Below are 23,326 nucleotides of genomic sequence, written 5' to 3' on the forward strand. Positions count from 1 at the left end.
CCCATGCCGAACTCAGAAGTGAAACGCCGTGGAGCCGATGGTAGTGTGGGGGTTCCCCCATGTGAGAGTAGGTCACCGCCAGACTATTAAATATGAGAAGCGCCCTATCGTTCAGATGGGGCGTTTTTTTTTGTTAATTGCCTGCCATTTTATCCTGTTATTTATTTAATTTTTCTTAAAAAGTATCTAATTCGTGTAATATTTTAGTAAAATTAACTGACATTTTTTTGATTTTTGTTGATAATAATAGACTTACTTATAATTATAAAATGTGAAATCCATGATAAATATATTGTTAATTGATGATGATGTAGAACTTTCGCAAATGTTAAGTGAATACTTAACGAATGAAAGCTTCAAGGTTAAAGCAGTTCATACGGGGCAGGAAGGTATCGATGAGGCTCTAACTGGAAAATACAAAGCTGCTATCTTAGACATCATGCTCCCCGATATTAATGGTATTGATGTGCTTAAAAGTATCCGCCAATCAGTAAATATACCAATCATTATGTTAACCGCAAAAGGTGATAACATTGATCGTGTGCTCGGTTTAGAATTAGGTGCTGATGATTATGTTCCTAAGCCCTGCTATCCAAGAGAATTACTTGCTCGATTAAGAGCCGTTTTGCGACGAATTGATGAACAATCCACACCAAGCCAAGTCGAGTTCAATAATAAAAAATATGAATTCAATAATTTGATACTTGATATTCCTCAGCGCCTTTGTCGTTGGAATGAAATTACGATTGAGCTTACTTCAACTGAATTTAATTTGTTAGCGTTATTGGTTAAGCACCAAGATCGTGTTGTGACTAAAGAAGAGCTTTCAGAAGCGGGTTTAGGGCGTGCCCGTGAACTTTATGATCGTAGCGTTGATGTGCACATTAGTAATATTCGTCAAAAATTACATCAGCTGACAAAAGATGCAGTGACTATTGAAACAATAAGAGCTGTAGGGTATCGAATTAGAGCGTAGGCCATGATGAATAGGCGCTTATTTTGGAAAATATTGATTATCTTTTGGGGCATTTTTTATCTCACATTCCAACTCACCTGGATTGGTTTAAATTTTTACATGGAGTCGAGAGAAAGCCGGACTTTTTATCATATCCAAACAAAAGTTGAGATGATAGCTCAGTTGCTACAGATTTCAGGTGAGCAAGAGGCGGTTAATTTTATTGCTCATTTACCTGAGCCTGAACGAACATGTTTTTCAATTTCGCTATTGCAGACTCCGGATCTTTATGTCGAGTCTGAAACTGAAAACTCAAATGATGGTTCTTTTATTTATCAAAAAACGTCAACTGCCCCCGATGGCATCTCTTATTTAATTTCGTTCAAAGATCATGACCAAAATTACAATAAAGGGATGATTTTTAATATGCCTATTCCGATGTTTTTAATGGGCATTACCGGGGGATTGTTATTTAGTCTATTCTTGGCATGGAATTTAACTCGGCCAATGAAACTTTTACGTAAAGGATTTTATAAAGTTTCTCAGGGTGATCTTTCTGTCCGATTGTTTGATAAGTTAAAAAAACGACATGATGAGCTGAGTGAACTTGCGTGGGAATTTGATCTTATGGTAGAGCAACTCAGTACACTGATTTCAGATCGGCAAGCATTATTACATGATGTTTCTCATGAGCTTCGAACTCCTCTAGCTCGTTTACAACTAGCGATTGGTATTGCTCAGCAAAATAAACAAAATATTGATACTTCGTTAGAGCGTATTGAGCTAGAGTCTGAACGTTTAGACACTATGATTGGTGAAATCCTTAACTATTCAAGAGACGATACCGCTAATTCTTTAGATGAGTATTTTGATTTGAAAGAGTTAATTAGTGTAATCGTTGCCGATGCAAAATACGAAGCAGAACCACAAGAGGTCTATGTTAATTTTACGGTAGTCTCGGTCGCTCATTCGATTATCAAAGGTAATTCAGAGCAGATTCGACGTGCAGTTGAAAATATTATTCGCAATGCCATTCGATTTTCCAAAGCGGGACAATCCATCGATATTACATTGAAAGAGAGCGGTCGATATTTACAAATTGATGTGAAAGACAATGGCCCTGGAATTGATGAACACAAACTTTCAAGTATTTTTGAGCCTTTCGTTAGAATTCAATCGCCACAGTTAGGCAAAGGTTATGGACTTGGTTTAGCCATAGCCAGAAAGAGTATTGTCATGCATAACGGCGCCATACAAGCAAGAAATCGTGATAGCGGTGGCCTAATTATGACAATTAAGCTACCCTATTGGCATTCTTAGTTAATACACTCAGTATTGACATTAAGTACATACTCTTCTAATAATGCTTTCAGTGTTATTTTATCATGACCATCAAAATTGAGTTGAGATAAGACGCTTTGAGTGTCTTGTTGTAATGCTGTTTTATATGCCATGAGATAGGCTTTAGCAATGGGCTGATATGACCAGTGCCATTCCTCCGGCAGATAACCACCACTGCGGCCTTCATTAAATGGCCGGCAAAAGCCATATTTAGGCATGTTTTCTTCTAGCCATTGATATAAAATTTTACCTTGCTGGTTATGATGGAAATAATCTGATGATACACTGGTAATATCTATATCGGTTCCCCAATGGTGCCTTGAACTACCAGGCATGGAGGAATATTGTAAAATATCTTGTGCTGTTCTTTGTGCATTATTAAATTTAGGAAATAAGGTATTCCATTTTCTTTGCCAGATACTATTTTGGTAAGCATAATTACGCGTAGCACTGACAATGATAAACGGAATATTCGGATGCTGTTGTTTAAACGCCTGATAAGCTTTAATCAGCTGCTCTGTTGGTTCTTTTTGTAAATACATACCGCTCTTATTAACCGGTAGCACGGTCGTATCTAATGCAACAAATTCCTTATCAGTTTTTTCATTAAATTGCCCAATAAGTTTATTGAGTGGGACAGTATTTGCCATAATCGGTACCGAAATGATGAGTAAAAGAAATAAAATTTTTTTTTTCATATGATGTCTATTTTAAAATCAACAATATTGTTAGCCAGATAAATTGAAAACCAGTATAATCCTTCCTTCAATTTTATTACACTATTTCACTATTAATATTTTGCCGTAATGTGTAAAAACGAGGCTGTATAACGACTATGAATACAAATAACATTGTTGGTATGTGTCATCCAACATCATCAGAATTATCAACACAAACCACTACTTCCGAACCAGAAAAAATCAATCTACTTAATTATACTCGTCAGGAGCTGCGTGAGTTTTTTAAAGACTTAGGCGAAAAGCCCTTTCGAGCTGATCAAATTATGAAATGGATCTATCAGTTTGGTTATGATGATTTTGATTTAATGACTGATATTAATAAGAAACTTCGAGATCAACTGAAATCGATAGCTGAAATTAAGGCGCCAGAAGTGGCTCATGAACAGAGATCGGCAGATGGTACAATTAAGTGGGCGCTTGATGTCGGTAATAATCAACTGATTGAAGCTGTGTATATTCCAGAGAGGGAGCGTGCGACATTATGCGTATCTTCGCAAGTTGGTTGTGCGTTAGAGTGTAAATTCTGCTCAACAGCCCAACAGGGCTTTAATCGTAATCTTCGTGTGGCTGAAATTATTGGGCAAGTTTGGCGCGCTTCAAAAATTATTGGTTTAACGGGCAAACTGGCCGATAGGCCGATTACGAATGTTGTTATGATGGGCATGGGAGAACCACTGCTCAATATAACTAATGTTGTACCCGCGATGGAAATCATGTTAGATGATTTTGGTTACGGTTTATCGAAACGTCGTGTGACATTATCGACGTCAGGGGTTGTGCCCGCACTAGATAAATTAGCGGGTATGATTGACGTAGCTTTAGCTATTTCACTGCATGCACCAAATGATCAAATACGTAGCCAAATTATGCCAATTAATGATAAGTATAATATGGCCATGTTACGAGAGTCGATTCATCGCTACCTCGCAATTTCTAATGCTAATCATGGTAAAGTGACGATTGAATATGTTCTACTTAACCAAGTCAATGATGGCGTTGAGCATGCTCACGAGTTAGCTGAGTTCTTAAAAAATACGCCATGTAAGATTAATCTGATTCCCTGGAACCCATTCCCCGGTGCACCGTATTCCCGTAGCTCAAACTCGCGTATTGATCGATTTATGAAGACATTAATGGCGTATGGTTTTACTGTGATTGTTCGTAAAACCCGCGGTGATGATATTGACGCCGCATGTGGGCAGCTTGCTGGCGATGTGATTGATCGTACCAAACGAACAAAATTGGTTAAATCAGCATTATCGCAGTCTTTTATTGATGTTAGGCAATAAAATTATTGGAGATAAGAGATGATCAGACGTTGGTTTTACATATTTCTTGCCATTGCATCTTTAAGTGTGCTCACGGGATGTCACTTTACCGCTGAGCAGCAACAAGAATTTGATCCAGAGCAAGCGGCATTAGCTAGGTTGAAGTTAGGATTAGGTTATCTATCTCAGGCCCAAAATCCATCGGATCGTTCAAGCGAAGATATTAAGCAAGCGCATTATAACCTGACGCTAGCGAACCAGTACTCGCCAAATAATCCTAATGTGATGCTTGGCATGGCGATGTTTGACCAGCAGGTTGGCGAATATGACGAGGCGGATGCGATATATCAAGCCATTACCAAAATGGAACCAACTAATGGACTGTACCGTGTTCATTATGGATCGTTTCTGTGTGCGACCAAGCGTTACGATGAGGCTCGTGGGCAGTTTAAACAGGCGATTGCCTTAGAGCGACCTCAATGGAAAATGGATAGCTTAGAGCAGTTAGGCTACTGTGCGATTCAAAATGGTGATAAAACTCAAGCTGATGAAGCATTTCAAGCCCTTTTCCAATATGATGCAACTAAACGTAAACATGTTGAAGCTATGGCTAATGTCTACCAACAACATGGCGATCAACACATCGCAAATTATTTATTTACGATTTCTAAATTAGATTAATTCTAACGATAAAATTTGAGCATATGTTATGAGTTTTTTTGCAATATTATTATTGGCATTTGCAATGTCTACCGATGCTTTTGCTGTAGCTGTGTGTAAAGGGGTATCCCTGAATGTACCAAAGTTTTTTGATGCATTGAAAGTGGGACTGTTATTTGGCTTTATTGAGGCCATTACACCGGTATTAGGTTGGCTGTTAGGGTATATTGCTGTGCAATATATTGAACGCTGGGATCATTGGATTATCTTTGCATTAATGTCATTTTTAGGTCTGCGTATGATCTATAACAGCGTAAAAAAAGAAGATGAATGCCAAGAGGTCGCAACCAATAGCTCTCTTATGATGCTGATTTTGACTGCCATTTCAACAAGTATTGACGCGTTTGCTGTGGGCGTTGGGTTGGCTTTAGCATCGGTGAATATCGGTTTGGCTGCTAGCATGATTGGTTTAGTGACGTGCATTATGGTAACGATTGGTATTTTGCTTGGCAAAAAGATTGGTTGTTTGATTGGTAAAAAAGCAGAATTCATTGGTGGTGCGGTACTTATTTTTATTGGTTGTTTGACACTTTATCAACATTTATAACCGATTCAACATGATAAGCAGATAAAAAAACCGTAATATTAATTACGGTTTTTTATTGATGATGATTGGGTAAATGATTACATCATGCCGCCCATACCACCCATACCACCCATGCCACCGGCACCAGCCATATCAGCTTTATCATCTTTCGGTAGATCAGTTATCATACATTCAGTTGTGATCATTAACCCTGCGATTGAAGCTGCGTATTGTAATGCGCTACGAGTCACTTTAGTCGGATCTAAAATGCCCATTGCGATCATATCACCATACTCTTCTGTTGCAGCATTGTAACCATAGTTACCTTGACCTGCTTTAACAGAGTTAGCAACCACAGAGGCTTCTTCACCACAGTTAGTCACGATTTGACGTAATGGTGCTTCCATTGCACGTAATGCAACTTTAATACCAACATTTTGATCTTCATTATCGCCTTTTAATGATGTGATTGCACTTGCTGCGCGAACTAATGCAACGCCACCACCGGCAACAACACCTTCTTCAACAGCAGCACGCGTTGCATGTAATGCATCTTCAACGCGCGCTTTCTTCTCTTTCATTTCAACTTCAGTTGCTGCGCCAACTTTAATCACTGCAACGCCGCCTGCTAATTTAGCAACGCGTTCTTGAAGTTTTTCTTTATCATAATCAGAGGTCGATTCTTCGATTTGGCCACGAATTTGTGTTACACGTGCTTCGATTAATGATTGTTCACCAACGCCATCAATAATAGTTGTATTGTCTTTATTAATTACAATACGCTTTGCTTGACCTAAATCTTCAAGCGTTGCTTTTTCAAGCTCTAAACCAATCTCTTCAGAGATAACGGTACCGGCTGTTAAGATTGCGATATCTTGTAGCATTGCTTTACGACGATCGCCAAAACCAGGTGCTTTAACTGCGGCAACCTTAACAATACCACGCATTGTATTTACAACTAATGTGGCTAAGGCTTCGCCTTCAACGTCTTCCGCAATAATTAATAGTGATTTACCTGCTTTAGCAACGGCTTCTAGCACGGGTAGTAATTCACGAATGTTAGAGATTTTTTTATCAACAAGTAGAATATATGGGCTATCTAATTCAACCGTTGCTGTTTCTGGTTTGTTGATAAAGTAAGGTGATAAGTAACCACGATCAAACTGCATACCTTCAACAACATCTAATTCGTCTTGTAAGCCAGTGCCATCTTCAACAGTGATAACGCCTTCTTTACCCACTTTCGCCATTGCTTCAGCAATTAACGTACCAACGGTATCATCAGAGTTTGCAGAAATCGTACCAACTTGTGCAATCGCTTTTGAATCTGAACATGGTTGAGATAGTTTTTTAAGCTCAGCAACGGCGGCAATAACGGCTTTATCAATACCACGTTTTAAATCCATTGGATTCATGCCTGCTGCAACGGCTTTTAAACCTTCATTAACAATCGCTTGCGCGAGTACTGTTGCGGTAGTGGTACCGTCACCAGCTGCATCATTGGCTTTTGAAGCAACTTCTTTCACCATCTGCGCGCCCATATTTTCGAATTTATCTTCTAATTCAATTTCGCGTGCAACTGACACACCGTCTTTAGTGATAACCGGTGACCCAAATGATTTATCTAAAACAACGTTACGCCCTTTAGGTCCCAATGTCACTTTAACTGCATCAGCAAGAACATTAACACCTTGAAGCATTTTTACGCGTGCATCGCTACCAAATTTTACATCTTTAGCTGCCATTCTCAATTCTCCTAAAATCTGTTTACAAGTCTATTAAATAACTTAATTATGCCTGAACAATAGCTAAAATATCGCTTTCAGATAAGATTAAAACTTCTTCGTTATCAATTTTTTCAGTTTTAACACCATAACCTTCATTAAAAATCACGATATCGCCGACTTTGACATCTAATGGCTGTATTTGGCCATTTTCTAAAATACGACCATTACCAACAGCTAAAACCTCACCACGAGTTGATTTACCTGCTGCTGAACCAGTTAATACAATACCACCAGCTGATTTTGATTCAATTTCTTTACGTTTGATGATCACACGATCATGCAATGGACGAATTTTCATTAGTTATTCTCCTACACTAATTTTTTAAATTAAGTTTATACATAATATATTGAAGTAAACTCATAAAATGAGCTCATTTCATGAGGTAGTGTCAAATAGATGGGGATGCTTTCCGTTTCTTCAAGAGAGCGATATCAAAAAAATATTTGATTGTCTATTTATTCATCATCTTTTTGCTTGAATGTACCTTCAATAACATCATTGTTACGGCTACTGGCATTTTGATTTGAGTGGTTGTGATAGGTTTTGATATTTGCCTTTGGAACAACGTGTTTTACTAATAATCGTTGCACAGGGGAAAGTAATATCAAGGCGCCAATTATATCGGTTAAAAAACCTGGAATGAATAATAAAAATCCAGCAAATAGTAAAGATACGCTTCTTACTAACTCATGATTGGGGTTTTCATTATTAGACATTTTGTGTTGCATTAACGTTAAGTTTTTTAAACCTTGTGATTTTACTAACGATAAGCCAATGACAGAGGTGGCAATAATGCCGATTAATGCCAGTAAAACTCCAACTGTATTTGCTACCGCGACAAAAACACTAATTTCTAAGTACAAGTATACAAAGAAAATCAATAAAAAACGCCAACGCATATGATTAATCCTTTTAATAAGTAGTCGATAATATAATGTGGTTGATTCCATATTTTTCAACAAAATACTTAAGGAAAGATTAAATTACGACAAATTATCTATTTTTTGAGCGAATAAAAGTAATTTTATAAAATAATCGCTAAAAGGGATTGACGAATAATCGCAGATCGTGTTTAATACGCTCCTGTTGTTGCCCGGATAGCTCAGTCGGTAGAGCAGGGGATTGAAAATCCCCGTGTCCGTGGTTCGATTCCGCGTCCGGGCACCAATCTTAAATAAAGAACACCAGCTTAAAGCTGGTTTTTTTATGTCTAAAGCTTTATTCCATCTAATATGGTATTTCTTATCAACCGAAGTTAATGGGGGGTTATGCGGAATTGAGTTAGCATTGATGAAGCCAATAATAAGACGGATCTGATAAAGAAACGCGTTAGCGATGAGCGAATACTCGTCATTATAATCATTCAAAAACATTGATGATCTGATGCATGTACCGTGGCAAAAAATCAAAACCAATTCCCATAACTACTTAGGCCTGAATATTAAGGGCTTATTAGATTAAATGCTTAACAATATTTTTAACCACTTAGTGGCTGAATTTGCGAAAACCTGAGCATTTGAGTCGGATAAGCTTCGCTTTGTGATTATTAATTATAATCCTCACCATTTTTGACTATTTTGATTTGAAGATATTTTGGACAATTATAACGTATCAAGAACAACAAATTCTGGTTGCATTATTATACAAAATTTAATAAATATCGTTATAATTCAATGTATTGTTTTAGGCTGAATTTATGGTTTTTTTTTGATTAAAAATGTTATAATTGACTACGGGTCAAGCTACCCGTCAATAAATTAAGGAGAAACATAAGTGAAAAAATTAAGAATTTTTGTTGCTGTGCTAGTTACTATTGTCGGTATTAATTATGCAGTAGCTGCTGATAAATTAAATAAATATGAAGATAAAATGATTGATAAGGTTTGGTTAACCACCGAGGCCTTGAATCAAAATAATGAAAACATACCTTCGTCTAATTCTGCTGTAAATGGTTTTTTTGGTATTGCGCAATATAATGCTGACGGTACGTTCAAAATGTACACTCAGGAAGGTAAATTAAAACTTTCTGGTGATTGGTCTTTAAGTGACGATGGAAAATCGAGAACATTGGTCGCTAAAAAACCAGATGGAAGCATAATGTTTACGAGAACGGTTGAAAACATTACAGTAGAGCCAGAAACCTACACTTATCGAATTTATCCTGAACAAAATAATAATAACGTTTATTATGATATCGTTCATAAACCACTTTCGGTGATTTTAAAATAATATACCATCAATGATAGGATCAAGTTAACATGTACATGTTAACTTGATCATTGTCCTACAAATTCAAAGTATTAAGTAAAAATTTGATTCATAATATTGTGTTTCCGAAACCTAGGTTCAGCTAAAGTTCGAAAGAATAGTCGCATAAAAATGGGTTCCTCCTATGATACATTGTGTCGCGTAGGATGAGTTAAACTGATATTAATGCGTTATGATTTCGGTGCCAGTATTTGCTTTAGCTCGTTCAATAAACAGCGCTTTGTATCGTAACGTTATAAAAAAAGTAATACACAGAGCCATAAAGACAATTGCACCACCAAAATATCCTATCCATTCAATTTGGGTGTAGTTGATGACTTGATGCCCAATTAATGCACCGGCTCCTATGCCAACATTCACAATACCAGAATAAATTGCCATCGCGATATCTGTCGCATCGGAGGCAAGATCGAGCACTTTAATCTGTTGGGTTAGCATCATGCAAGTAAATGCGATACCCCAAAAGAAACAGACAGTAAAAAATAGTGGTAAACTAGTAATAGAGGTATATAAAACCAATAATGCAACAGTCAGTAATGCAATACTGACGGGCAATAAACTGAGTGGATGTTTGGTATTGATTTTTCCAAAAATAACACTTCCAGCAATCCCTGAAATACCGAAGAAAAGTAATAATACTGTCAATTCGTTTGCTGTCATACCGACAAGATCAATCGAAAATTGCTCGATAAAAGTATAGGCGGTAAAGCTTCCAGAAACGGCAATCGCGGCAATAATAAAAATGCCGACTAATGCAGGGCGTTTCATTATAATTGGTAAATTTTTAGCTGATCCGGTATTGATACTCGGTAATTTAGGCAATACTTTAATAAGAATTAAAAGTACCAATAGAGCCATTACGCCGATCATTAAAAACGTACTACGCCAACCTAACCATTCACCAATAATACGACCAATTGGAATACCTAAAATTGTTGCTAGCGATGTGCCTGTGGCAATAATGGCTAATGCTTGCGATTTTTTACCATAAGGCGCAACGCGGATAGCAAGAGCCGAGGTAATTGACCAGAAAATCGCATGAGCACTGGCAACAATTATTCTACCAAAGAGCAACCAATTAAACGATATTGCGAAATAACAGATAATATGACCAATAATAAATAAGATAAAAACAATTGTTAATAATCGTTTACGCTCTGTATTACCTAGTAATAAAATTAGAGGTAAAGAGAGCGCCGCGACAACCCAAGCGTAAACGGTCACCATGATCCCTGAATCTTGCTTATTCATATCGAATGAATGACTAATATCAGACAGTAAAGCGATAGGTACAAATTCAGTAGTATTAAAAATAAATGCGGCAAAGCCTAAGCTAATTACACTTATCCAAGCGTGATTGCGTGAAGATATTTTTATATTAAACATTTGAGAAAAAACCAGATTAAAAGTGGCTTATTATATCCCTTAATTTCCGAATAACGATATATCTAAATTGAATTTATTATGTTTATTTTAATCAGCTCGTTAAACTTTTCTTTGAATTTTGGTACTGTCAAATTGACTGTCTAACAAGAATTTAAATAATCACATGGTTGGATGCAAATTATACGTTTTTACCGCAAGTGAAATCTTGGCGCGATATTGGAGCCAAGATTTCCCCTAAAATTAAAATTAAAATTAATTATAAATCAATAAATTAATTAAACTCATAGATTCCTTATCCGGGCACCAATTTAAAAAGAACACCAGCTTAAAGCTGGTTTTTTATGTCTAAAATTCATCGCAACAACTCTTGCCAATTTTCTGTTATTCACCTTATTTTCAATGACGTATCCCAAATTAAGCTCGCTCTTTAAGCCAATGGTTCGATAAGGTTTTGTCTCCAGGGGCAGTCTCTTATCTACAGTGAATCAAGAAGTCATATCAATTATTCATTATAAAAGCATGAAGATGGTAATGCTTGTCGATTTTATCAGTATGATTTAATTAAAAATGGATTAATGTGATAATGTTATTTGCATTATAATAATCAAATAGATAAACTAAAACGTATAAATAATAATGATTACTTAATTCGTTGGGGAATCTGTTTTGTCAACGCATCAATTATTGAATGCTTTACTCAAAGGCCAAGCTACCTGCTACCGTTATTTACTCGTCGACCCGTTGAAATCGGTTAGGCTTGACGAGCCACTTGCACTTGCAAATATCAATGATGTCTTTCCTAATGATGAACTTAACGCTATCTTACGCCCTGATTTATCTTATGAACCGACGCTTTGCCCGCATTTGATTTTGTTAGCCAAACCGGGAGAAGATGTAGAGTCAGAATTGTTGGATTTTATGCTAGCACGAATCAAAAAAGAGCGTTCTCATTATAAACATTATATTTGTGCGTGGATAAGTAGTGAACTTGATATTCAAAATCTCGCTCAAAAAATCATTGAATTAGGCTTGCAGCTAGGCCGTTTAATGTCCCCCGAAAAGCCGTCTTTTTTGCCTTTTTATGAACATATTCGTCTGCAATTATTAAAAGAAAGCCTATCTGCTGAGTCTTTATTATCAGGGTTATTCAATTTTATTCATCGCTATATCTATATCAATTATTATGGCCAACTCATTGAAATTAATGCAGCCAATAATTCGCCAACTGATGACTTTCTCTTGTTTAGTCAGATATTTTTACAAAATGCGCTGCAGTATCAAAACGAGCCTAAAGCCACTTTCGGTTTGGTTAAAATGTGGCAAGATAATACACCAACATTGCCAGCTAATGCGCTATTTTTGTCAGCTAAAAAACTGCTTGAGGCTAAAAACATTGGGCTCACCAATCTTGAAGATAGATTAGTCTATGCGCTGTACTGCCTGATTTATCAGGTCGATTTAATCAATATCGAAACAATTTCTCCGTATATTTCAGCAGCGATTTTAGCTCCGGGGTCATTAAAGAAAGGTTTAGAACAATTAGATAAAGATATCTGGGCAAATCTCCACCAAAATAATAATTAATATCACTCGATTGATAAACTAATTTGGATAGGTAAAACCATGGTTATTGAGAAAACACAAGGCATTGATGCCTCTGGCACTGCGGCAATTGCATCATTAACAGATAATGGGCATGCATGCGAAAGGGAAGGATATCCCATTTTACTGTTAAGGAAGTCAGCAGTAAATAAAGCGTGGGCATCTGCATATTCACCGCTCTTTTCGCGCTTAAATGCATCTCAGCTTATCCTTGATGGCCGAGAGCCAAAAGAACCGTTACAAGACCATAATGACGTTTTGAGAGTGTTACGAGAAGGCTACGTTTATGTTCTTGCCGGAACCGCTGCCAAAAAAGAGTACATCCGTTATTATGAAGTTTTAGAGGGAGGTATATTAAGGGAAAAAGCACCAGAAGACCTTGAAGTTGATGACCGCGCCCCATTTCCAGTTCGATGTCTAGCGGATAATCATTATGTTCCCGCTTCATTTATCTCGGTTGATATTAGCAATGACGAATTAAACGATAAGCCTTTTTTATGGGTGGCCTATAGCCGTTACCCTTGGAATAAAGAGACGCGTGATTATTATAAAAATAGTCAAGATTTAGCTCGGTTTAGTCAAATCGATTTAAAATCATTTATTCAAATGCCAGATAAGCATCCGCGCGGCATTGATTTATCAAATGAATTTGTTTTAAGCAATATTTTAGAGTTTTCGCCCGATATTTACGGTAAATTGCGTTATTTACCTAATTATCAAGATAAAATTGAACAACGCGTTCCTTTTACTCATTTTATCAATGCCCGCAAATATCAATATAAAAAAACCGTCGGGGCGATTATTTTAGAAGATGCATTAGGTATGGCTGAGGACTTAAATTTTCAGCGTCTCGCCGAAGTCAATTATACGGGTGACTTCAAGTTACACAATAAAATTGATGCTAAGAAAAGTGATATTCCTTATGAATATCATGAGCTTCATACCCCAGAAGGTCAGTATAAAAAATTAAATTATGACTTAATTGAGCAATATAAAATTGGTGTTAGAAAATATTTTGATGAAAATAGTCAAGATGGCACCGTGTTTATCCCCAGTTTGCAAAATCTTTTTAGTCGTGATAAATGGCAATATGGTGGCACGGCTGAAATCGCCGATGAAACAGGTAGCTTGCGCTACCATTTATCGCAAACCGAAAAAGCTCATTATGATTTTGACCAATATTGGGCAAAGTTTAATGACCAATTAAAACTTGAAAATTACACGCGTTTTGCTGATATGGTAAACCGGTATGAGCAAATTAAAAAGCATAATGGCCGAGATTATACCCTGTATTGTCGCTGGTTATTTTGTGATAAGTTACCCGCTTCTGAATTTTTTACGGGTAGAAAACAACTACTTGAAAATAAGAAAGAGATCACTTTTCCTGAACAAAAAATATCGAGCTTTAATACCGTTAAATTTTGGGAGCGAGAGTTCGACTATCATAATCAGGGCGCCCATAATGATATATTAGGTGATGCAATTCAAATCTTTAGGACGCAAGGTAGCAGTTATTATGATATGGGATTATGGGATGAGCTCTTATCTGGTGATCAAACTTACTTTCATAAAATTATAGCTGGAAAGAATCCCTCTTTTTGGAAAGAGAGTGATATCAAGTCGCTAACGGATAAGGGCAGTGAACTCACCAATTTTTTAATTAGCGCATGCTTGGGTAATCCAATTATTACCTTAGCACAGTCACAGGCCATCCTCCCTGACGCGGCTGGTAAGCAATTAGAAAAAATCACTAATGCACAAGGTGTTCAAGACGTGTTAGCCGATGCCGGGCACATTAATGCGAAAAGTCGAACCATCACGTTTAATATCAACACGGGTAAAATCAACGCATTGGCCGGCAATAAAAATATTTCAATCACCTCGCAAACAGAAATTGACGGCACGAAAAAAACCACTATCACCTTAACGGTATTTTGTGATGATGATGGTTTTAAAAATATTGAAGACTATGTTAAACGGACCAACCGAGGTGATCGTGCGGCCAATGATGTCAATAAACTGGCAACGGTGATTGATGATAATGTTGTCATGAATAATGCTGACTTAAAAACAGTCAATCCACATTTAATCACTGAAGAGTTTAGTCTAACCTTGCCGGAAGATCGCTTTAATCAGCTCGATGCTCAGCTAAAAGCAAAACATGGCAATCATTTTAGTGGTCTTGAGTTTGTTGACAATAAAGATGGGCTGATAACCGTGAAGCATAAAGATCGAGGGACACAAGAGAGTATTAATGAGCTAAAAGCAAAACATGGCAATCATTTTAGTGGTTTTGAGCTTGTTGACAATAAAGATGGGCTGATAACCGCGAAGTTTAAAGGTCAAGGGACACAAGAGCGTATTAATGAGCTAAAAGCCTACTTGCAAAAGTATGCCTCAAACACCACAAGTAATCGATTTGCAACCGTAAAAACATTATTAACTAAAATTACCAATAATCATATTGATGTCGCCATTCATGCTAATACCATGACGGAAGGTGCACAGGAGATGGGAAATATCCTTAAAGAAAGCGCACCTTCAACAACGGCGAGCGAGCCTGCACCGCACCTCAGTAGTGCGCCGATTGATAATTCCCACCCGCCGAAATTAGGGGTGGCTCATGCAGCAACCAGTGCCTCAATCCTATTTGAACTGTTTTTATTAGCGTGGCAAGCGAAATTATTACGCGATAATACGAATGCCCTGCAAAAGACTAATTTAACCGAGGAACAGCGCAATGAAGCAATGAGCGGACTTGTATTTGCGAGTGTCTCCATCACGATTAATACCTTAAAGTTTGCTGCTGAGTCGGTCGATAAATTAGCCAAGATGGCCGGTCAAGTTGAAAATAAAATGATGGTAGCCATCACCAATAAAGCCGTTGCCTTATCTGAAAAAATGGTCATGAGAGCATTAATGGGTATTACTAGCAAATTGAATGTTATAGCAAAAGTATGGGGAGCATTAGAAGGGGCAAAAGAAATTTATTATGGTAGTAAAAAATTAATATCAGGATTTACTCGGTCAGGTGTATGGCAAATGTTGGCAGGTGCAGCTTTAGGAGCATCAATGTTCACATCAGCAACAGGTTGGGGAATAGCGCTTTCTGTTGTGCTTATTATATTTTCTGTGTTCTGTACTTATATGAGTGAACTTTCCTCATTAACAGCTATGGAGCGTTGGTTTGACCGCTGCTATTTTGGCTTAAACCAGCTAACTGGCAATTTATCCCCTTACGCCTTAACCGCAGATGGCGTTAAAAAGCTCATTCATGGCTTTTATGGTGCTTCTCGAGGTTATGAACTCTTTTTAACTAAAAAATCGCAAAGTAGTTTTATTATTAATTATGGCTCTAAGCATAATATTTATCTCAACTTAATTTTGCCCAATTATAAATCAGATAGCATGCGCTATTATGGTTCACTTATTGTTGAGAAAAAGGATAGTAGTCAAAATCGTTTAATTGGTCATAACTTGACTGGGACGACGTTTAAGTCAACCACCACTCGTGATAATGCAGCGGGTGCACTCTCGACACTGGAAATGAAGACTGATTTTAGCACTCAAAACAGTCAATCAGCTAATCCATCAACACACTCCAATCAAATGGTGACTTATCAACTTGATGAACAAGGTTCGTTAATCATTTGTCCGGTGGTGTATGTGGCAGATGACAGTGTCGATACAAAAATAAGTGTGCTCGGCTTTATTGAAGAGCAACATAGCGGTGAAACGTCATTCACCATTGAATTAGAAGATTACCTTGAAATATGAGTAGGAATGAATAATGGCAGAACTTAAATTAGGGTATAAGCATTACCCTAAAGACCTGGTAAAATTTAAGCAGGTTAATAACGACGACGAATTAACTAACCTTCGTTTTGGTAATGATACGCTTATTGAAATAGGACGCACAAGTGGTCAAATTGACCGTACTTTAGATATGATTTTAGCATTAACAGGGTGTGGGGGGAGCATCTTTAGTTTTTGCATAGGGATAAATATTTTTATCCATTATTTCAATTTATTTGAGTTCGGAGGCGGATTTATTTTCTCTATTTTCTTTATATTGCTTTCATTATTAATATTAACTATACCGTTATCACTATTAGCAAAAGCTGTTATTTGGCCAGCTGACTACCCAGTACGCTTTAACCGTAAAACAGGTAAAGTCTATGTGTATGAGCCGAGTTTAAGCAAACGGCATTATTATTCTCCTTTAAGAGAGATTACTAAGCTTTATAAACCGGTCATTAAAGTCTATGACTGGCAAGATATTGAAGGAATGGTGACACGTAAAGGCTTCTTCTTGCAGCAAGAGTTTTTTGCCGCAGTGATCGACAGGCAAACAGACACGTTGATGGACTACTTTAGCTTATGGGATAATGCCAATTACATCAATCATAGCGAGTGGCGCTGGTTATTGTGTTATATGAACGGCATGCAGGGCATGAATTACAAAGGTAAAATTCGAGGTCGTTTTTGGTTAGGCCGATTATGCCACTATTTTGCGCCTGAATTTAGCTGGCCAGAAGGTATTGATAAGGCTTCACGAGCGGAGTCGCTTGCAGAGCTTGCCAAAATTGAACAGCAGTATGACTTAGTCGGTAAACATTACCCTTATGAATAGCCGGCTATTTTCCTGTGCTCTGTGCCGACTAAGGTTAATAAGCAGCCGACATTGCCACGTTGAGTGGCTAAGAGTTATCACTATTTGATGCACATCGCGCCTCTTTTTTCTACAGCGAGATCGATATTATTTACCATACTCGGCAAATAATCCTTCCCCTATTTGTTGCTAGGTAGTCATCTGATAAGCTAATGCCTAATAATTCCTCTGCATTTATTTTTTAATTTATTCCACGCTAAAAAGATGAGTAATTTGGTATAATTACAGTGAGAGTATAACGCGTTTAAAAAATCTTGTCTGATCATTTTTTCACGTTATCTCATTGTTTTGACTTGACATCTTTAGACAAGCAATAATAATATGTTAAACCGCTTAAAGCTAAAGTAGGAATATTTATGAAGGGTGCTCACTTTGATTTCACAGCTGAATGAAATATTTAATCAAGTTCAAAATCGTTCCTATTACCGCTATCTATTGATTGATGGTTTAGCATCAGTCAGTGAATTTAGCTCTATTTCATTACCCGCGTTACGTAATCACTTTCCTGAGCATGCGATTATTCCGATTAAACGGTCAGATCTCAGTCATGATCTTGCTCATTGCCCACATTTAATTTGTTTAGCTGAGCCAGAAGCATCTGTTGATCCTCACTATATTTATCGAAGTGCTAAAGAAGCATTATCTGAATATCAATTACCCCGCCGATATATCGTTGGATGGTTAATGAGTAAATATCCTCCTGAAGAGATTACTAAATTAATTGAACAGGTGGGGGGCGAAATTAGTGCCCGACAAGGGGGGCTTTTTACGCCGTTTTATGAGCCATTTCGCTTAAGCTTATTGAATGTTGATAACACCTTTTCGACTTTTTGGTTAAGCGCGATGCTGAGTGGAATATCGCACTTTTTCTATATTAATGTTGAGGGGCAATTAGCCAATGCGATTGTCGGCGAATCATTAGTTGATAAAACGTTCGTCTACCTGCCGGAGTCAGCATTGTTTTATCAGCGGGAAGCCAAAGCACTGTTCTATCTATATGATAGTTACCAAACGCTACAAACGGACGACAATACACCGTTAGCCAAAAACGCGTTAGCCTTGCTCTGTCAATATTATCAGCAGGCGGTCAATTTAGGGATTAATCACTTAGCTGATCGCTATGTATTTGCCTTTTATGCCATGCGATATGGCGATTTAGGTAATTACGCCAAGGCAATGGACGCTGTCAATCGTGCCTTACACAATTCAGGAACACTTGGCGATAATTTAATGAATATTGAGGACGAAGATTGGCGGAAGAATGACCGCTAAATATTTTGGTACTAAAGGATTATTCCGAAGCAATATTGATAAGATCGTTAATTAATAAAATCATAAAAATAACAAATAATAAAATACGTTTAACATGTATACCATGATGGAATAGCGACAATGACTGATAAAGATAAAAGAGATAAAAGACAAATTGAAAATGATTGTTTAGAGCAGGCCTCGATTATGTCAGGTGGCGGCTGTGGAGTTTGTGAACGTAAAGGCTTTCCTTTATTACTTGTTCGTAAATCGGTGATTCCCAAACAGCTTTCGTATGATTATGGCACCCAAAAAAGCAGCTACAGCAAATCATTTCGCAATATTCCCTGGTCACAAGGTATGGTCTCATTAGGTGATCGAGAACCGAGCGAAGGACTCGAAACGCATGAGGCGTGTTTTCGGTTACTGCGAACAGGCTATGTTTATATCTTTTTACGTACCCGAGGCACTGCCGATAGTGCGAAACGAGCCGTATTAGCATATGAAGTCACGCCATCAGGCTGCTTTCGTCATAAAGCAATCAAAACCACAACCGGGTTAAAAAACTACCAAGTGGAAGAAATACCACCAAGTTGTGTCAAAAAAAATCACTATATCCCCGCTCGTTTTGTAACCGTTGACCATACCCGTTATAGTCATGCATGGATTGCTTATTCGGCTCATCCTTGGAGTCTAGACGTTTTAGAAAACTATCGTGCGTTGCCCGAATCCCAAATGACACGTTTTACCTGTATTACCTTACCTAAAAATTCCACTACACCAGCGGCAGAATTAACGCAAGGGCGGAGTTTTGCAGCGAGTGACTTTTTTGCCGATGAATGGCGTAAAAAAGCAAAAGCTCGCTATTTACTGGAGCTTGAGTTTGATAAGCAAGATCTTGTACGTCACTATTATGATTTTATTGCGCAACATCAGCAGTCAACAACATCGACGACACAGACTAACGGTGGCTCGGCCGCTGAAACTGATGTTGCTAATAAAGAGATGAATTTGACTCAATTACCTGAGTTTTATCCTGATGTTTTCTATACGGCGAGCCACTTCAACTCATTAAAAAAAGATACTTCACTTTATGACCAACAATTAAGTCAATTTAAACGCTATTTTAGCGATACGCCGGCGGTAGTGGTTGAAGACTGTTTGGGGTTAGCCGAGGAGCTAGCCGTACAAAAACGCATTGCATTGCGAACCCATGCCATTGGGTTACTGCAAACAGAAGCTAATATTGTCAATAAAGAGAGTCAAGCGTTTATCGCTCCAGTCGAAGCAAATTTGGTCTTCACCGGTGATATTTTTGAACAACAAAAAAGACTGTTAAAGACGGCGGGTCATCAAAATCACGATCTTTATAACATGATGTATAGTGAGTTAGTGGGTAATGCAAAACAAGACGAAGGCTCATTTAATGAGCAGATAGTTGCACGCGATCGCGCTAAGTTGGAGAAAAAGCAAGCCAGCAGCCCCGATCGGTATGATTACCACCAACATGAAATGATATTTAAGCGGCGTTTACTGACTAACATTGAAAATTTTGAGCAAGGGATTATTGAAAAATATCAAGATAAAACCCCGCCTGAAACATTTGAGGCATTTTTCTATAGTAGTGTTGAACAATACCAGAAGCTGCCACATTTCAACATGACGTTAGGGATGAACACCAAGGAGTATAAGCTAGCATACCAAGATAATGATGTGTTTATTGGTTTGAGCAAAGATCAATCTAATGCGCCTTTTTACACGATGGTAACGGATGTTTCAGACGCAGAAAGAAAAGCCTTACTGGCTAAATTTAATCAATACTATTATCAATATCAATCAGGCTCGGAACTTATCGATTTACCCGATGATTTTGGTGCTCAACATGTTGTACTGTACCGCTACCAACCCAAACCTTATTTAACTGAGCTTAAAAAATACCAATCTCTCATTAACCGCCCTCTACTAAAGTTATTTAAACAGGAAGTCGAATTAAGTTATGGCTGGATGATGGCGGATATTAAGCAGATCACGCAGGACTATTTTACCTATGCAACCTGGTTAATTGCCGATCCCAATAAACAAAAATTATCAAAATTTGGCCCTGCGCTTGCTCGCTATAATAATGTGCCATTTTGGTTAACTGAAGTCAGTGCAAATTGTTCAAATGCCCATATCGGTTATTTAATTGACATGGTGACGATTTTTCAACCGGAACATTTGGGTTCCATTAAGCTCGAGTACCAATTTAGTCTTTGGGATAACTTATTACGGGATGAAAATACCCTCTATTCCCATTTATTAAAGGGGGGGACGACCCAAGGCAATAATTTATGGGATAGGTTGATAGCTTTAAGACAAGATCCCGCGAATGAGCAAAAAAGCACCAATGAATTAATTGATGCTATGTACCAGGCGATTGAACAACAAGCCCTTTTACCGTCTAAAGCAGACCGATCTGTGACTGCACCAAATACAGCGAATGATAAAACCGTCAGTAGCGAGGAGGTGAGTAAATTAAACGATCTATTCGACCTACCGACAGACAAAGCTCAAACCAAATTAGTAGTCCGGCTATTTGATCTGCTCAGTGAAAAAACGTCTATCAGCTTGGCAAATATGCCAAAAGGTGAGGTGTTAAATCGCATCTTCACCCAAAAGCAGCTAGCGGATTCCGCCATGGCACTATTTGGTCGTAAGCTACAGGTATTCACCTATAAAGTCAAAGCGAGTGATTTACGTTATGCGATGAATGCATTGCAAAAATCCAATCCGGCAATTCTGAACGGTTTTACCGCTAAGACGGCGGAAGGTCGAACGATTCCCATGACGTATGATAGCGTTAATAATTCGTGGCAGCTTCCGGCCAGTGAACGCAATAAGATGGTGTTGCTTGATGTGGTCACGGTGACGAATAATGTCTCTGAAATGAATGAACTTGAGAAAAAAATTAAAAATTCTAAAACGTTCAACAGATTAGTTAAAGATAATGGCGCTATTGTCATTATGACCGATAAAAGTGGCCTGACTCAGGCTGATTTTGATGCGGTATTTGCCTATAAACGTCGGCAGATTATGATTGAAGAGGGTAAAGCAACCTTATTTCAAGGGTTACTTTTTGGGATAAATGTCTATAATTTATCCACACAGTATGGCGCTTATAATTTAACCATTGCGCAACAGCATCGTGATAAAATGCGTCGTGAAATGGGGAGAGCACTGCTTGATGTGATGTTGATGTTGCCGCCTTTAGTGAGTTCAGGCACTAAGTTTTCAGCAGCCACATTTGCCAGCTATTTTAATAAAAATATTCAAGATGCAGCGAGTTTGCTTGAAGCCTTTAAAACGATAGGAATGGCTGCAAAATATGCCGGAATAGCGGCATCTGTTTTAACTATTTATGATGGGGCTTGTAGTTTTAATCAAGGACTGAGCCGTTATCAAGAAGGCGAAGGCAATACCGCATCGCTTTATTTGGTGGGTAGTGTTTGTCAAATGGCGTCTGGCGCATTATCGGCATTAGCATTGCTTTTCCCCGCAATGCCTTTTTTGGTTGTGGTCGTGGTATTTGCCTTTATTTTTGGGGTTGTGGCGTGGATATTACTGTCGTTATTTAAAGATCCATCCGATGAATGGGATCCGATGCAAACGTGGTTTAATCGCTGTTATTTTGGTAAATGGACGCATAAAAAGAAAAAAGGGGAACCTTACCCCCCAACGGATGTTGGTTATTGCCTGGCTCATAATGATTATACGGTCGCGTTACTGAACTGTGCCGCGAATGTGGCGCTTGAAGACCGTAAATATGCCTCAAAAAATACTCATTCCTATGCTATTCAGTCATTAAATGACGGTTTGGGACGTAAGTTACAACTGAATATGAATTTATCCGGATTTGATCGAAATAAAAGTGATTATAAAGGGCAACTGCTGATCACCGACCGACAGGATTTAAATAAGACAGTGTTATTGCAGTTTTATCGTCAAAAGAAGCATGTGGATGTTATTGAAATTCAATCAACGGTACCCGCTTGGCATATGCGTGCTATGGCGGGGATTGAAATAAGTGAATTAGAATATATGTTATTAGATGAAAAGGGGCAGAATATATTTATTTCAGAACAATTAGTTGCATCAGAGGAACCTAAGCATAATGAACAAATAAGTGATGAACTACAACAAAGTAAAATTTATTTTCTCAGAGTAAATCAAGTGTTAGGTATCTTTGCTGATTCAGGGGTTGTGTCACCTTACCATTATCGACTAGTTATGCATTACTGGCGTGATAAAGTACAAGACCCGACACCGCTAGTAATCAGTTATGAATATCAAGCGTCATAATATTAAGGAATACATCATGTCAAAATGGCAAAAAATAATAATGCTCTTCACGCTATTTTTATTGGTTGGTTGTGAAAATGCCGAGATCAAAAAAATGTTGCAGTCAGGGTTTGATCATGCGAATCCGACAGGTAATCGGGGAGTTTGCTTTATGTTAGGGAGTATCTATTATCCCTATACTACTAAAGAAGTTGTGGGAGAGGTTAATGAAAGAGGGTATAACCTACAGACCGATATTAATAATGATTTAAATCAACGATTAGCGATGTTTGCCCGTTTAGGACTATTAAGTGAAACTGCTGCTGTCGATGGTCATGGTCAACCTACGGGATTTTATCAATATGATTTTACGGATGAAGGGAAACAATATGGGGGAATGTATCCTAAAAATGACCAGTTTTTTTGTTTTGGTCGGGTCGTCGTTGATTCGGTTGGCGGTATGCGTTGGGCTGATATGGATAAAACGTGGGG

General features: G+C 37.9%; 17 protein-coding genes, 1 tRNA gene and 1 rRNA gene. 14 read left to right on the forward strand and 5 right to left on the reverse strand.

The window, feature by feature from the left end:
* The 3 genes from rrf to DES39_RS10720 all read left to right on the forward strand — a co-directional run.
* Positions 1-84: ribosomal RNA gene (gene rrf / locus DES39_RS10710) — 5S ribosomal RNA — on the forward strand; the annotation flags it as partial.
* A gap of 199 nt (positions 85-283) precedes the next feature.
* Positions 284-976: a response regulator gene (locus DES39_RS10715; protein WP_121146012.1), complete on the forward strand. Its 693-nt coding sequence runs from the start codon at positions 284-286 to the stop codon at positions 974-976.
* 3 nt (positions 977-979) lie between these two features.
* Positions 980-2,275, forward strand: coding sequence for an ATP-binding protein (locus DES39_RS10720; RefSeq protein WP_211324697.1), 1,296 nt, complete (start codon positions 980-982; stop codon positions 2,273-2,275).
* Here the strand turns inward: DES39_RS10720 and DES39_RS10725 are convergent.
* Positions 2,272-2,946, reverse strand: a complete 675-nt coding sequence (locus tag DES39_RS10725) for a M15 family metallopeptidase (protein WP_170143400.1) — start codon at positions 2,944-2,946, stop codon at positions 2,272-2,274. The two genes, DES39_RS10720 and DES39_RS10725, sit on opposite strands and share 4 nt — an antisense overlap.
* Before the next feature lie 209 nt (positions 2,947-3,155).
* Between DES39_RS10725 and rlmN the strand changes: the two genes are divergently transcribed.
* The 3 genes from rlmN to DES39_RS10740 are packed head-to-tail and all read left to right on the forward strand — an operon-like array spanning position 3,156 to position 5,571.
* A complete protein-coding gene (rlmN, locus tag DES39_RS10730; RefSeq protein ID WP_121146013.1) occupies positions 3,156-4,325 on the forward strand; it encodes a dual-specificity RNA methyltransferase RlmN in 1,170 nt (389 codons plus the stop codon).
* Between the two features lie 18 nt (positions 4,326-4,343).
* Positions 4,344-4,985: a tetratricopeptide repeat protein gene (locus DES39_RS10735; protein WP_121145992.1), complete on the forward strand. Its 642-nt coding sequence runs from the start codon at positions 4,344-4,346 to the stop codon at positions 4,983-4,985.
* 28 nt (positions 4,986-5,013) lie between these two features.
* On the forward strand, positions 5,014-5,571 hold the full coding sequence (locus DES39_RS10740) for a manganese efflux pump MntP (RefSeq protein WP_121145993.1): 558 nt from the start codon (positions 5,014-5,016) through the stop codon (positions 5,569-5,571).
* A gap of 77 nt (positions 5,572-5,648) precedes the next feature.
* On the opposite strand, the gene groL is transcribed toward DES39_RS10740, so the two are convergent.
* The 3 genes from groL to DES39_RS10755 form a co-directional block, all read right to left on the reverse strand.
* A complete protein-coding gene (groL, locus tag DES39_RS10745) occupies positions 5,649-7,295 on the reverse strand; it encodes a chaperonin GroEL (RefSeq protein WP_121145995.1) in 1,647 nt (548 codons plus the stop codon).
* Positions 7,296-7,341: 46 nt separating this feature from the next.
* On the reverse strand, positions 7,342-7,635 hold the full coding sequence (locus DES39_RS10750; RefSeq protein WP_121145997.1) for a co-chaperone GroES: 294 nt from the start codon (positions 7,633-7,635) through the stop codon (positions 7,342-7,344).
* 158 nt (positions 7,636-7,793) lie between these two features.
* Positions 7,794-8,237: an FxsA family protein gene (locus DES39_RS10755; protein WP_170143401.1), complete on the reverse strand. Its 444-nt coding sequence runs from the start codon at positions 8,235-8,237 to the stop codon at positions 7,794-7,796.
* Positions 8,238-8,429: 192 nt separating this feature from the next.
* Between DES39_RS10755 and DES39_RS10760 the strand changes: the two genes are divergently transcribed.
* Positions 8,430-8,505, forward strand: a tRNA-Phe gene (locus DES39_RS10760).
* Positions 8,506-9,111: 606 nt separating this feature from the next.
* On the forward strand, positions 9,112-9,567 hold the full coding sequence (locus DES39_RS10765; protein WP_121146000.1) for a DUF4822 domain-containing protein: 456 nt from the start codon (positions 9,112-9,114) through the stop codon (positions 9,565-9,567).
* A gap of 201 nt (positions 9,568-9,768) precedes the next feature.
* On the opposite strand, the gene DES39_RS10770 is transcribed toward DES39_RS10765, so the two are convergent.
* A complete protein-coding gene (locus tag DES39_RS10770; protein ID WP_211324699.1) occupies positions 9,769-10,992 on the reverse strand; it encodes a sugar transporter in 1,224 nt (407 codons plus the stop codon).
* A gap of 666 nt (positions 10,993-11,658) precedes the next feature.
* Between DES39_RS10770 and DES39_RS10775 the strand changes: the two genes are divergently transcribed.
* The 6 genes from DES39_RS10775 to DES39_RS10800 all read left to right on the forward strand — a co-directional run.
* Positions 11,659-12,576, forward strand: coding sequence for a hypothetical protein (locus DES39_RS10775; protein ID WP_121146002.1), 918 nt, complete (start codon positions 11,659-11,661; stop codon positions 12,574-12,576).
* 39 nt (positions 12,577-12,615) lie between these two features.
* On the forward strand, positions 12,616-16,371 hold the full coding sequence (locus tag DES39_RS10780) for a toxin VasX (RefSeq protein ID WP_121146004.1): 3,756 nt from the start codon (positions 12,616-12,618) through the stop codon (positions 16,369-16,371).
* Positions 16,372-16,384: 13 nt separating this feature from the next.
* Positions 16,385-17,227, forward strand: a complete 843-nt coding sequence (locus DES39_RS10785; RefSeq protein WP_121146006.1) for a DUF6708 domain-containing protein — start codon at positions 16,385-16,387, stop codon at positions 17,225-17,227.
* A gap of 411 nt (positions 17,228-17,638) precedes the next feature.
* Complete coding sequence (locus DES39_RS10790; protein ID WP_147405441.1) at positions 17,639-18,538, forward strand: hypothetical protein; 900 nt, start codon at positions 17,639-17,641, stop codon at positions 18,536-18,538.
* Positions 18,539-18,658: 120 nt separating this feature from the next.
* A complete protein-coding gene (locus DES39_RS10795) occupies positions 18,659-22,855 on the forward strand; it encodes a toxin VasX (RefSeq protein WP_121146010.1) in 4,197 nt (1,398 codons plus the stop codon).
* 16 nt (positions 22,856-22,871) lie between these two features.
* Positions 22,872-23,326: hypothetical protein (locus DES39_RS10800; protein WP_147405442.1), on the forward strand; the 455-nt coding region annotated here is incomplete at its 3' end.

This window comes from Orbus hercynius (assembly GCF_003634275.1).
Taxonomy (GTDB): domain Bacteria; phylum Pseudomonadota; class Gammaproteobacteria; order Enterobacterales; family Orbaceae; genus Orbus; species Orbus hercynius.